Origin of the sequence: Promicromonospora kroppenstedtii DSM 19349, assembly GCF_000515355.1 — a bacterium.
GTDB classification, from domain to species: Bacteria; Actinomycetota; Actinomycetes; order Actinomycetales; family Cellulomonadaceae; genus Promicromonospora; species Promicromonospora kroppenstedtii.
This window is the reverse complement of the sequence record NZ_KI911710.1, coordinates 34,883-47,362: the sequence shown is the minus strand read 5'-3', so window position 1 is coordinate 47,362 and position 12,480 is coordinate 34,883. Positions and strand designations below refer to the sequence as shown.

Sequence of the window (12,480 nt, the reverse complement as noted above, 5' to 3'; positions counted from 1 at the left end):
CGGCGGCCACGCGAGCCCACACCACCTCGCCGCCGCGGCCCACGGCCGCGGAGAGGGCGGGCACGCGGCGGGCCGCACGGGTCCGCTCCAGCAGGCCGGTCAGGACGTCACCGAGCGAGTTCATGGCGAGACGGTATCCCGTTCCGCGCGCGTCACCACGGACGCCCGCTCTCGTCGATACGAACGTAGGGATCGTCGGCGCATACAGGGCGCATGCACCGACGATCCCTACGTTCACTCGATCAAAAGCGGGTCAGGACGGGGATACCTCCGACGTAGCAGGGAGCGTGTTGCTCGTGGCCAGGCGGCGGTACCAGTGCGCCGAGTCCTTCCACGTGCGCTCCAGCGTGTCGTAGTCCACGCGGATGATGCCGAACCGGCGGTCGTACCCGTAGGCCCACTCGAAGTTGTCGAGCAGCGACCACGCGAAGTACCCGCGCACGTCCACGCCCTGGTCGTGGGCGAGCCCCACGGCCTCGACGTGGTCGTGCAGGTAGGAGACGCGCTCCACGTCGTGCACGCGGGCCACACCGTCCTCGACCACGACGGTGTCGGCGAACGCGGCGCCGTTCTCCGTGACCATGAGCGGCTGGTCGGGGTAGGTCTCGCGCAGCGACACCAGGAGGTCCGTGAGGCCGGCGGGCTCGATGTTCCAGCCCATGGCCGTGTAGGGGCCGGGCTGCGGCAGGAACTCGACGTCGTCGGCCGCGATCCACGGGGTACCCGCGGAGTCCTTGTGCCCGTCGGCCTGCTGCCGCTCCCCCTCGCCGGAGAAGTGCCGCACGCGGGCGGTCGAGTAGTAGTTGACGCCCAGCACGTCGAGCGGCTGCCTGGTGATCTCGAGGTCGCCGTCCTGCACGAACGACCAGTCGGTGACCGACGCCGTGTTCTCCAGCAGGTCGGCCGGGTAGGCGCCCTCCAGGACCGGCCCGAGGAACGCCCGGTTGGCCAGCGCGTCGACCTGGCGGACCGCGGCCTGGTCGGCCTCGGACGACGGGTCGTCCGGCCGGAAGACGTGCAGGTTCAGCGTGATCGAGGTCTTGGCGGCGTCGCCGAGCACCTCGCGGATCTGCTGGACGGCGAGACCGTGCGCCAGGTTGAGGTGGTGCACCGCCTGGAGCGCGGCCAGGGACTCGGTGCGACCCGGGGCGTGCACGCCGGAGCCGTAGCCCAGGTACGCCGTGCACCACGGCTCGTTGAGCGTGGTCCAGACGTCGATGCGGTCGCCGAGCTCCTCGGCCATGCGCCGCGCGTACCTCGCGAAGGCGTATGCCGTCTCGCGGTTGGTCCAGCCGCCGGCGTCCTCCAGCTCCTGCGGGAGGTCCCAGTGGTAGAGCGTGACGACGGGCTTGACGCCCGCGGCGATCAGACCGTCCACGAGGTCCGAGTAGAACCGGATGCCCTCGGCGTTGAACTCGCCGGAGCCGCCCGGCTGCACCCGCGGCCACGCGATCGAGAACCGGTAGGCGCCCAGGCCCAGGTTCTTGATGTGCTCGACGTCCTCCTGCCACCGGTGGAAGTGGTCGTCGGCGACGTCACCCGTGTCACCATTCAGCGTCCGGCCCGGCGTGTGCGAGAACGTGTCCCAGATGGACGGACCACGTCCGCCCTCGGTCGCACCACCCTCGATCTGGTACGACGCGGTCGCCGATCCCCAGAGGAAATCAGTGGGGAACTTCCGTGCACTCACAGTGCCACCTCTCCCGGGCCGGTGGCCCGAACGGTCTTGCCATCGTTCTCGACGCTCCATTCGCCAGGAGCGTCAGCACTGGTCACGTGCACGACGCCGGACTCGTACCGCACACGGAACGTCGCCGGGGCGCCGGTGCCACCGGGGACCAGGATCTCTTCGTCGAACCCTTCGGGCAGACGGGTGCAGCGTAACGTCACGCCCTCGGCCCAGGCATAGTCGGGCCGGTCGTCGCGCGCCCCGACGGGCAGCACGGTGCCGGGCCGTAGGAGCACGGGCAGGGTGTCGAAGCCGTGCTCCTCGGTGACCCACCGCGAACCGGTGACGGTCTCGGCGAGGCCGTCTACCGCCACCTCCGCCAGCCGGGTCCATTCCCCGTCGGGCAGGTAGTACTCCGCGCGGGACTCCCCGAACACGGGCGCGACCAGCAGCGACGACCCCAGCATGTACTGCGTGTCGACGGTGGCCGCGGTCCGGTCGGCCGGGAACTCCAGCACCATGGGCCGCATCACGGGGAGCCCCGCTCCGGCGGCCTCGGCGCCGGCCCCGCCGAGGTACGGCATGAGCCGCATCTTCAGCCGGGTGAACTTGCGCGTGACGTCGACGGCCTCGTCGTCGAACGCCCACGGGACGCGGTACGAGCTCGAGCCGTGCAGGCGGGAGTGCGAGGACAGCAGGCCGAACGCCGTCCACCGCTTGAAGACGGCCGGGTCGGGCGTGCCCTCGAAGCCGCCGATGTCGTGGCTCCAGTAGCCGAACCCGGACAGCGACAGCGAGAGGCCGCCGCGCAGCGACTCCGCCATGGACACGAACGTCGACTCGCAGTCGCCGCCCCAGTGCACCGGGAAGGCCTGGGTGCCCGCGGTCGCGGACCGGGCGAACAGCACGGCCTCGCCCGTGCCGCGCTCCTGCTCCAGCAGGTCGAAGACCGTCTTGTTGTAGAGCGACGCGTAGAAGTTGTGCATGCGCTGCGGGTCCGACTCGTCGTGCCAGACCACGTCGGTGGGGATGCGCTCGCCGAAGTCGGTCTTGAAGCAGTCCACGCCCTGGTCCAGCAGCACGCGCAGCTTGTCCTGGTACCAGGCGGCGGCATCGGGGTTGGTGAAGTCGACCAGCGCCATGCCGGCCTGCCACTTGTCCCACTGCCAGACGTCGCCGTTCGCCGTGGTGACCAGGTAGCCCTTCTCCGCGCCCTCCCGGAACAGGTGGGAGCGCTGGGCGATGTACGGGTTGATCCACACGCAGACCTTCAGGCCGCGGTCGTGCAGCCGCTCCAGCATGCCCTCGGGGTCCGGGAACGTGGCCGGGTCCCACACGAAGTCGCACCAGTGGAACTGCCGCATCCAGAAGCAGTCGAAGTGGAACACGGAGAGCGGGATGTCCCGCTCGGCCATGCCGTCGACGAAGCTCATGACCGTGGACTCGGAGTAGTCGGTGGTGAACGACGTGGAGAGCCACAGGCCGTACGACCAGGCGGGGACGACGGCGGGCCGCCCCGTCAGCGCCGTGTACCGGCGCAGGATCTCGGCCGGGGTGGGCCCGTGGATCACGTAGTACTGGAGCGTCTGCCCTGGCACGGAGAACTGGGTGCGGCTGACCACCTCGGAGCCCACCTCGAACGAGACCTTCTCCGGATGGGCCACGAACACGCCGTAGCCGCGGTCGGTCAGGTAGAACGGCACGTTCTTGTAGGCCTGCTCGCTCGCGGTGCCGCCGTCCTCGTTCCAGACGTCGACGCTCTGGCCGTTCTTCACGAACGCGCCGAACCGCTCGCCCAGGCCGTAGACGTGCTCGCCCACGGAGAGCCCGAGCTGCTCGTGCACGAAGTCGCCCTCGGGTGTGCTGGCCAGCCCGACGCTCCGGGCGGACGACGTGGTGAGCACCTCGCCGCCGGCCACGAAGTCGACCCGCCACTCGCCGTCCGTCGACACGCGGGCCGTGAGGCCGCCCGAGGTGAGCTCGGCGGGACCCTCGCCCGGGGCGGCGGGCGTCACGACCTTGACCACGCCCGGCTCCCGGTTGACCGCGAAGTGCGGCCCGGGGTCGCGGCGGCCCTGGTGGTGCTCGATGCGCACGCCGATGACGTCGTCGGCCGGGGCGTCGAACGTGACGGTCACGAGCGGACGGTTCAGGGTGTCGCCGCGCTTGGTGATCGGCGCGGTGGGTGCGTAGACGGTCAGCGTCTCGTCGCCCGCCTCGACCGAGTCGATGTCGCGGGGACGGAGCACCTCGACGCCGGGGCGCAGCTGCCAGTAGCCGTCGGTGAATCTCATGGGTTGGGCCTCACTCGTCTCTGGATGGCCGTGTGGTGGGACGGGGTCACTTGACCGCCCCGGCGGTCACGCCCCGGGTCAGGGTGCGCTGGAAGATCAGGAAGAAGATGACGGCCGGCACCAGCGACACGAGCGAGCCCGCGTTGATCGTGGGCGCGTCCATCATCCGGTCGCCCTGCAGCGAGGCCAGGGCGATGGGGATGGTCTGGGTGTCGTTGCTGGTGAGCATGACCAGCGGGATGAAGAACTCGTTCCAGGTCCAGATGAAGAAGAAGATCATCAGCACCGAGAGCGTGGGCCGCACGATCGGGAACACGACCTGCCAGAGGATGCGCCAGCGGCTCGCACCGTCCAGCGCGGCCGCCTCCAGCAGCGCGGGCGGGAACGTGCCGAGCACGGACGAGAGCAGGTAGGTGCCGAACGCCGACTGGATGACGGTGAAGATGATGATCACCGACCACTGCGAGTTCGACAGACCCACCGACTGCGCCATCGTGAACAGCGGGTAGATCAGCGCCTCCTGCGGCAGCATGTTCGCCAGCAGGAACAGCGCGATGATCCACAGCCGTCCCTTCACCCGGCCGATGCCGATCGCGTACGCGTTCAGCAGCGACAGCAGCGCGCCGCCCACGGCCACGAGGGCCGAGATGAACACCGAGTTCCACAGCTTGACCGGGAAGTCGGTGCGCTCCCAGAAGGCGACCACACCGTCCAGGTAGAGCGACGACGGCAGGGACAGCGGCCCGTTCGCCGCGTAGTCCTGCGGCGACTTGAAGGCGTTGAGCAGCATGATCCCGAACGGCGCGAGCACCGCGAGCCCCACGAGGACCGCGGCGGCCAGGACGAGCCAGCGGCCGGCACCCCGGCGGTACCGGGAGTCGACGGCGGTGGCCCGCACCTGCGCGGGCCGCGGGTCCGTTGCGACGGCGGCCATGTCAGACCCCCTCCCTCTCACGTCGTTCGGCCCGGTTCTGCAGGCCGAGGATGATCAGTGCCACGGCCACGATCACGAGCGTGAGCACGGTGGCGATGGCGGACCCGTAGCCGACCTGGGACTTGTCGAAGAAGTTCAGGTACGAGTAGTAGCTCGGCACGAGGGTCGAGCTCTCTGGCCCGCCGCGCGTGAGCACGTAGATGGGCCCGAACACCTTCAGGGCCGCGACGGTGCAGGTCAGGGTCACCACGAACGTCTCGGGGCGGATCTGGGGCACCGTGATGGCCCGGAACCGGTCCCACCAGCCGGCGCCGTCGAGCTCGGCCGCCTCGTAGAGCTCCGGGTCCACCCGCTGCAGGGCCGCCATGAAGATGACCACCGGGTAGCCCATCTGCACCCAGATCAGCACGAGCATCACCGAGGGCAGGGCCGTGTCGGGGTCACCCAGCCAGTTGGGCGGCGTCTCGACGCCCAGCCCGCGCAGGATCACGTTCAGGGCGCCGGTCTGGGAGTTCAGGATCCAGTTCCACAGCACGCCCGCCACGGCGACGGGCAGGATCTGCGGCAGGTAGTACGTGGCGCGCAGCACCGACGAGACGCGCTCCCCGAACCGCCGCCCGAGGTAGTCGAAGAGCACCGCCGCGAGGACCAGGCCCAGCAGCGTGGGCACCAGCACCATCGCGACGATCATCGCGAGCGAGTTGCCGAACGACGTCCAGAACTTGTCGTCGCCCAGCAGGTCCACGTAGTTGCCCAGCCCGTTCCACCGCAGCGGCGCCATGCCGCCGCGCCACTTGAACAGGCTGAAGTACACGTTGGTCAGCAGCGGGTAACCGATCACGACGCCGAACGCGACCGCGCCGGGCAGCAGGTAGGGCAGGTACCCCACCCACTGCGGCCGACGACGGCGCGTCCCGCGCGACGCTCGCGGGCGGGCGTCCGCCCGCGAGCGCGGTTCGGTCAGGGCGGTGTCAGCCATCGAGCAGGTCGGCCTTGCCCTCGTCGTACGAGCTCTGCAGCCCGTCGAGCACCTCGTCCGGCGTCTTGGACCGGTTGACCAGGGACTGCAGCTCGCTGACGAGCACGTCGTAGTAGCCGGCCACGGGCCAGTCGGGGTAGTACGCGAGGCCGTCCTCGTCGAGGATCGCCTGGAAGTTCTCGGTCAGCTCGCGGGTGCGCTCGTCGTCGATCACGGAGGGGTCGCCCGCCACGGGCAGGCCGCCCTCGGTGGCCAGCACGTTCTGCACCTCGGGGCGCAGCGTGATGTCGATGAACTCCTCGGCCAGGCTCGGGGAGTCGGCGTTCGCGGGGACCACCCAGAGGTTTCCGGACGAGCCGGTGTGCAGCGTGTTGCCCGGGAAGTTGAACTGGCCCCAGTCCGCCTCGGTCTCGGCGGCGAGGCGGCCGAACCACCAGGAGCCGCTGACCATGAGCGGGTAGGTGCCGTCGATGAACGAGACGCCCATGTCCTCGGCCGTGAGGGCCGCGGAGTCGGAGGCGATGTAGCCCTTCTCGATCCACTCGTCCAGCTTCTCGGTGGCCTGCGTCATGGCATCGTTGTGGAAGTCGACGTCGTTCGCGAAGAGCTGGTAGTCGTCGACCAGCGCACGGTCACCGTAGGCGAGCACGAGCTCGTACCAGAGCTGGCCCAGCGGGTACTCGGCGCCGGCCTCGGCCAGGGGCGTGATGCCCTCCTTCTTGAAGGCGGCCAGCACGTCCTCGAACTCGTCGAGGGTGGTCGGCACCTCCAGCCCGAGGTCGGCCAGCATCTCCTTGTTGTAGTAGACGCCCACGAACTCGCCGTAGTTCGGCACGCCGTACCACTCGCCGGAGCCCATCAGGCCCTGCTCGTCGTAGGTGGCCGTGGTGGCGAGCGAGCCGGACAGCTTCTCGTCCCAGCCGCGCTCGGTGGCGGCGTCCGTCAGCGGGGCGAGCAGGCCCTGCGCCGCGAGCTGGCCGGCGGTCGCGTTGCCCTTGTTGAACTCCATGACGTCGGGCACGTCGTCGCCCGTGAGCACGATCTTGGCGTTCTTCTGGATCTGCTCGAACGTCTGCTTCTCGACGTCGACCGTGACGTCGGGGTTCTCCTCCTCGAAGATCTCGATGGCCTTGGCCCAGGCCTTGCCCATCGCCGAGTCCTCGTTCTCGTAGTGCCAGATGGTGAGCGTGCTGTCGTCGGTGTCGCCACCGCCGGCGCCGCCCTGGCCGGTGCAACCGGCCAGTGCCAGGGCGCCGGCCATCGCCGCCGCCACGGCCGTCATCGTCCGCTTGTGCTTCATTGCATCTCCTTGGTCGGGCCCGGACTCCCGCGTCCGGATCGTCGAAGCGGTTCAACACGCTAGCCCCAGGCCCTCGCTAATGTCCAGTAGCATTTTTGGCCGAGGGGGCTAGTCTTCTGTCGAAGCGCTTCCCCAACATGCGGCACACTGGTGTGCCCGGCACCGCACGACCTGCACCGGGACCAGGCACACTCACCCGGACAGATGACCGGTACCGACTCGAATGGAGCACCGTGGCTACGATCGACGACGTCGCGAGGACGGCGGGGGTCTCGACCTCGACCGTGTCGTACGTGCTGTCCGGCAAGCGGCCCATCTCCGCGCCGACCCGGGCCCGGGTCGAGCGCGCGATCGAGAAGCTCGGCTACCGGCCGCACGCCGGCGCACGGGCCCTGGCCTCCGCCCGGACCAACGTCATAGCGCTCATGGCGCCGCTGCGCGTGGGCGTGAGCGTGCCGGTGATCATGCAGTTCGTCGCCGGCGTCGTCACCCGGGCGCGAGACTTCGACCACGACGTGCTGCTGCTCACCCAGGACGACGTGAGCGGCCTGGACCGCGTGACCGGCGGCTCGATGGTGGACGCCCTGGTCATGATGGACATCGAGGCCGACGACCCGCGCGTGCCCCTGGTGGCCGCCGCCAAGCAGCCCACCGTGCTCATCGGCCTGCCGCAGGACCCGGAGGGCCTGAGCTGCGTGGACCTCGACTTCGAGGCGGCGGGCCGGCTCGCCGTGCGGCACCTGGCGCACGCGGGTCACACCGACGTCGCGCTCATCGGATCGCCGCCCGAGGTGCTGCGACGGCACACGTCCTACGCCGAGCGGATGATGCGAGGCCTGCGCGACCAGGCCCGCAGCTCGGGCGTGACGGTCAAGGTGGAGGCCTGCGACTCGTCGCCGGCGGGTGCCGCGACGGCCGTGGACGCGCTGCTGTCCACCGCCCCGGACACCACGGGCATCGTGGTGCACAACGAGGGTGCGCTGCCACACGTGCTGGCCCGGCTCGCCGAGCGCGGCCTGGTGGTGGGCTCCGACATGTCCGTGGTGGCGGTCTGCCCCCGGGACGTGGCGTTGTCCCAGCGCATCCCGATGACCAGCATCGACCTGCCCGCCGAGGACATCGGCAAGGTGGCCGTGGACATGGTGATGGCGCGCCTCGAGGGCGAGCAGCCGTCCGAGACGAGGCTGCTCGCCCCCGTGCTGACCGAGCGGGACAGCTCGGCGCCCGGCCCTGCCGCCGACGTCGGCTGACGGCGGGGGCGGGCCGCCGCTCATCCCTTGATGGCCCCGAAGATCACGCCCTTCGTGAAGTGCCGCTGCACCAGCGGGTACACGACCAGGATCGGCACGATCGCCAGCACCATCACGGCCATCTTCACCGGCAGCCCGGTCACGGCGCCGTCGGCGACGTCGACCTGCCCCACGCCGCTGCCCGGCAGCGTCACCCCCTGCAGCACGTAGGACCGCAGCACGAGCTGCAGCGGCCACTTCGCGTTGTCGTTGATGTAGAGCATGGCGTTGAAGAACGCGTTCCAGTAGCCGACGCCGTAGAACAGCGCGACGACCGCCACGACGGCCTTCGACATGGGCAGCACGATCTGCCCCAGGATGCGCCAGTCCCCCGCGCCGTCGATCTTGGCCGCGTCCGTGATGGACCGGTCGATGCCCATGAAGAACGCCCGCAGGATGAGCACGTTGAACGCGCTCACGGCGCCCGGCAGGATGAGCGACCAGTAGCTGTCGATCAGCCCCAGGTTGCTCACCAGCAGGTACGTCGGGATCATTCCCGCGCCGAAGAACATGGTGATCAGGAAGACGAACAGGATGGGCCGGTGGGCGAAGGAGCCCGGCCGGCTCAGGCCGTACGCCGCCAGCACGGACACCGTGGTCGAGAGCACGGTGCCGACCACGGTGACGCCGATGCTCACGATCGTGGCCCGCGTGACGATCCCGCCGGACAGGATCTGCTCGTAGGCCGCGAACGTCAGACCGCCCGGCACCGTGACCAGGCCGCCGGACCGGGTGATGTCCGCCTGGGTGGAGAGGCTCGTGAGCACCACCGTGTACAGGGGGTAGACGACCGTGGCCACGATGAGCAGCAGCGCGGCCCCCTTGACCAGGAGCCCCAGCGGGTTGGGGTCCTCCTCCCAGACCGGGCGGTTCCGGCCGCGCAGCAGGGCGCGGTACCGGCTCGGGCCGCTCGCCGGCTGCCCGGCCCGGCCCGGTCCGGGTGTGGTGGACGACGGCGCCCGCCGTGCCGGCGTCGTCGTCCGGATCTCGTTCTCGTTGTCGGTCTCGGCACTCATGCGCGCTGATACACCCCCGCCTCGCCCACCAGATGGGCGAGCTTGTTGGCCCCGAGCACCAGGGCGAGCGACACCAGGCCCTTGACGAGCCCCGCGGCCGCCGCGAAGGCCCAGTCGCCGTTCACGACGCCCTGGTAGTACACGAACGTGTCGAGCACCTCCGCGACGTCGGTGCCGACGGCACCGCGCTGGAGGATGAGCTGCTCGAACCCGACGGTGAGCGCGTCGCCCAGCCGCAGGATCAGCAGCAGGATGATCACCGGCCGCAGCGCGGGGAGGGTCACGTGCCACATCCGTCGCCACCGGCCGGCGCCGTCGACCACCGACGCCTCGTAGAGCTGCGGGTCGACGGTCGCGAGCGCCGCGAGAAAGATGATGATGCCCCAGCCCGCGTCCTTCCAGACCGACTGCGCGGTCAGCAGCAGCAGGAACGTGTCGGGGTTGGTCATCAGGTCGAAGCCCGAGTACCCCGCCTCGCGCAGCCGGGTCGCCACCATCCCGGCCCCGCCGAAGATCTGCTGGAAGATCGTCACGACGATCACCCAGGAGAAGAAGTGCGGCAGGTAGACGATCGACTGGATGGTCGTGCGCAGCCCGGGCGACAGCACGCTGTTCAGGAGCAGCGCGAGCACGATCGGCACCGGGAAGAAGAACACGAGCTGGACCGCGGTGATGACCAGCGTGTTCGCCACGGCGTCGAGGAAGAGCGGGTTGGTCAGGACGCGCGCGAAGTTGGCCCACCCGATGAACGGGCTCTCGCGGATGCCGACGTACGGCGAGTAGTCCTGCCAGGCCACCACGTTGCCGAGCATCGGCACGTAGGCGAACACCGCCAGCAGGAGCACGGCCGGGGCCACCATGATCAGCAGCGTGCGGTCGCGCCGGGCCCGGACGGTCCAGGGGATCCTGCGCCGGGGCGGGGCGCCCGGCGGCGAGCTGGCGGCGGTCACTGCTCGTCCAGGATGCCCTGGTAGAACGCCCGCAGCTCCTCACCGCCGCTGCTGCGCCACGTCTCCACGGCGTCGTCCAGGTCCGCGAGGGTCTTGCGGCCGCGCGCGATGTCCTTCTCCAGGTCGACGAAGGGTGTGCCGAGCGACGCGAACTGCGACGGCTCGGTGATCTGCTTGCCGTAGAAGAGGGGCTCCTCGACGTACTGGGAGGCGTCCGCCATCCACGTGCAGTAGGCCTCGACGTAGCCCTCGAACTGCACCTGCGCGTTCACCTTGGGCGGGTCCACCAGGAAGATGTACGACGGCGCGACGTCGTCGGCCGCGGCATCCGTCGCCTGGGGCAGTCCGTCGCCGTCGATCTCATAGTGCTCGCCCTCGACGCCGAAGTTGACGAGCTGGAACTCCGTGGTGCCGAACGGCGAGGCGAGGAAGTCGGCGGCGGCGAGCAGCTCCTCGATCTGCGCCTTGTCGTCCCGCTTCTTCAGGAACGAGAACATGTCTGCCGGGGCGCCCTTCCAGATCCGCGGCGTGCCGCCGTCGTGGGCGAACGGGTCGAACGGCCGCGGGTCGAAGTCCGGGTTGCTCGGGAGCACCCGGCCGAGCGACTCGTGCCAGCCGCCCACGCCGTCGTTGACGATGAGGATCTCCCCCGACTCGAAGAGGGGCTTCATCTCCTCGGGCTTGTCGGCCACGGCCGTCGGGTGCACCGCGCCCGACTTGTACAGCCGGGCCTGCCAGTCCAGCGCCGCCCGGTACTCCTCGGACTCGACGCGGCTGACCAACGAGCCGTCGTCGGCCAGCTTCCAGCCCTTCTCCGGGGGCACCGCGAACATCATGTTCGCCGTGATCCACTGGTCGGCCGAGCCCCAGCGCTTCTTGCCCGGGTCGGTCAGCTCCTTGGCGAGCTCGATGAACTCGTCGGCGGTCTTCGGCTGCTCGGTGATGCCGAGCTCCGCGAGCAGGTCGGCCCGGTAGAACGTCGCGAGGTGGACCAGCTCGCCCGGGAACGGCAGGCCGTAGAGCTTGTCGTTGAAGACGCCGAAGCGCCAGGCGTCCGTGGGGATGTTGGCGAGGTTCTTGTACTTCTTGACGTTGTCGCCGGACAGGTACGGCGTGAGGTCCTCGAAGAGTGCGTCGACGGCCTGGGCGAACCGGGGCGGGAAGTTCCAGGTGGGCACGCACACCCAGTCGGGGACGTCCTTGGCCGAGGCGAGCACGGCCGCGAGCTTGTCGCCGTACGTGTTGCCGTCGGAGATCTGGAACTCGACGGTGGTGCCCATCGCCTCGCTCACCGCGTCGAAGTAGGGGTTGCCCGACGTCTTCGGGATGGCGCTCCACAGCGGCGTCATGGCCGAATAGGTGCCGCCTGACCCGGGCGGGGTCGCGAAGGCCGTGACGAGCTCCTCCGGGATGGACGCGTAGCCGGCCGTTGAGCCGTTCACGGAGGGGAAGTCGGGCTTGACGTACTCGACCGGCACGTAGGTGGGCAGGACGCCGGAGCTCACGGTGCCACCACCCTGCGCTGTGCTCGCCGGGCCGCTGGTACAGGCCGTGAGCAGGGACGGTACGCCGACGACGCCGGCACCGACTGCGAGGAAACCGAGGAACGACCGGCGGCTCAGCCCGCCGGCCAGGTGAGGTGCTGTCATGGCTCTTCACTCCTTTGTGGACAGCGCGGCACGTCTGTGTGCCCGGACACGATGGCGGATCACGCGGTTCGACGTCGAAGCGCTTCGACCTACATCGCTGGCAGAACAGTAGGGCAAACCTTGAACACGAGGCAATGATTCGCCCCAATTAGGCAATTGATCATTGAACCGTTTCGAGGGTTTGCTCTACTCTTCGACCCGACGCCGCAAGACCGACGCCGCAAGACCGACCCGATGCCAAGGGAGCACGACGACGTGCCGAACCAGACGCAGCCCCTGTTCCGCGACCCCGCCGCAGCCCTGGCCGACCGGGCCCGCGACCTGCTGGACCGCCTCACCCCCGACGAGCGGCTGGGCCTGCTGCACCAGCACCAGCCCGCGATCGAGCGGCTCGGCCTCG

General features: G+C 69.8%; 9 protein-coding genes. 1 reads left to right on the top strand and 8 read right to left on the bottom strand.

Annotated features, from left to right (window positions below):
* Positions 1-253 precede the first annotated feature (253 nt).
* The 5 genes from PROKR_RS19625 to PROKR_RS19605 are packed head-to-tail and all read right to left on the bottom strand — an operon-like array spanning position 254 to position 7,176.
* Positions 254-1,690, bottom strand: a complete 1,437-nt coding sequence (locus PROKR_RS19625; protein ID WP_036966061.1) for a GH1 family beta-glucosidase — start codon at positions 1,688-1,690, stop codon at positions 254-256.
* On the bottom strand, positions 1,687-3,963 hold the full coding sequence (gene yicI / locus PROKR_RS19620; RefSeq protein WP_036966058.1) for an alpha-xylosidase: 2,277 nt from the start codon (positions 3,961-3,963) through the stop codon (positions 1,687-1,689). Before yicI ends, PROKR_RS19625 begins: the two co-directional genes overlap by 4 nt.
* 46 nt (positions 3,964-4,009) lie before the next feature.
* Positions 4,010-4,897: a carbohydrate ABC transporter permease gene (locus tag PROKR_RS19615; protein WP_036966056.1), complete on the bottom strand. Its 888-nt coding sequence runs from the start codon at positions 4,895-4,897 to the stop codon at positions 4,010-4,012.
* A gap of 1 nt (position 4,898) precedes the next feature.
* Entirely contained in the window at positions 4,899-5,876 is a 978-nt protein-coding gene (locus PROKR_RS19610) for a carbohydrate ABC transporter permease (protein WP_425414916.1), read from the bottom strand.
* Complete coding sequence (locus PROKR_RS19605; RefSeq protein WP_036966053.1) at positions 5,869-7,176, bottom strand: ABC transporter substrate-binding protein; 1,308 nt, start codon at positions 7,174-7,176, stop codon at positions 5,869-5,871. The genes PROKR_RS19610 and PROKR_RS19605 overlap by 8 nt, the downstream gene beginning before the upstream one ends.
* 233 nt (positions 7,177-7,409) lie before the next feature.
* Here PROKR_RS19605 and PROKR_RS19600 point away from each other — a divergent pair, with 233 nt between their 5' ends.
* Positions 7,410-8,426: a LacI family DNA-binding transcriptional regulator gene (locus tag PROKR_RS19600; RefSeq protein ID WP_036966050.1), complete on the top strand. Its 1,017-nt coding sequence runs from the start codon at positions 7,410-7,412 to the stop codon at positions 8,424-8,426.
* 20 nt (positions 8,427-8,446) lie between these two features.
* Here the strand turns inward: PROKR_RS19600 and PROKR_RS19595 are convergent, their stop codons facing one another.
* From PROKR_RS19595 to PROKR_RS19585, 3 genes are read right to left on the bottom strand one after another with little or no spacing between them, the layout of a single operon-like run.
* Positions 8,447-9,481, bottom strand: coding sequence for a carbohydrate ABC transporter permease (locus PROKR_RS19595; protein WP_036966047.1), 1,035 nt, complete (start codon positions 9,479-9,481; stop codon positions 8,447-8,449).
* Positions 9,478-10,431 (bottom strand): ABC transporter permease, encoded by a 954-nt coding sequence (locus tag PROKR_RS19590; protein ID WP_036966044.1) that lies wholly within the window; start codon positions 10,429-10,431, stop codon positions 9,478-9,480. Before PROKR_RS19590 ends, PROKR_RS19595 begins: the two co-directional genes overlap by 4 nt.
* Complete coding sequence (locus tag PROKR_RS19585) at positions 10,428-12,080, bottom strand: extracellular solute-binding protein (RefSeq protein WP_036966041.1); 1,653 nt, start codon at positions 12,078-12,080, stop codon at positions 10,428-10,430. Before PROKR_RS19585 ends, PROKR_RS19590 begins: the two co-directional genes overlap by 4 nt.
* Positions 12,081-12,480 lie beyond the last annotated feature (400 nt).

Excerpts from the sequence above, each read along its gene's own strand:
- yicI (WP_036966058.1), bottom strand. The coding sequence starts at position 3,963 with ATGAGATTCACCGACGGCTACTGGCAGCTGCGCCCCGGCGTCGAGGTG.
- PROKR_RS19615 (WP_036966056.1), bottom strand. The coding sequence starts at position 4,897 with ATGGCCGCCGTCGCAACGGACCCGCGGCCCGCGCAGGTGCGGGCCACC.
- PROKR_RS19610 (WP_425414916.1), bottom strand. The coding sequence starts at position 5,876 with ATGGCTGACACCGCCCTGACCGAACCGCGCTCGCGGGCGGACGCCCGC.
- PROKR_RS19605 (WP_036966053.1), bottom strand. The coding sequence starts at position 7,176 with ATGAAGCACAAGCGGACGATGACGGCCGTGGCGGCGGCGATGGCCGGC.
- PROKR_RS19595 (WP_036966047.1), bottom strand. The coding sequence starts at position 9,481 with ATGAGTGCCGAGACCGACAACGAGAACGAGATCCGGACGACGACGCCG.
- PROKR_RS19585 (WP_036966041.1), bottom strand. The coding sequence starts at position 12,080 with ATGACAGCACCTCACCTGGCCGGCGGGCTGAGCCGCCGGTCGTTCCTC.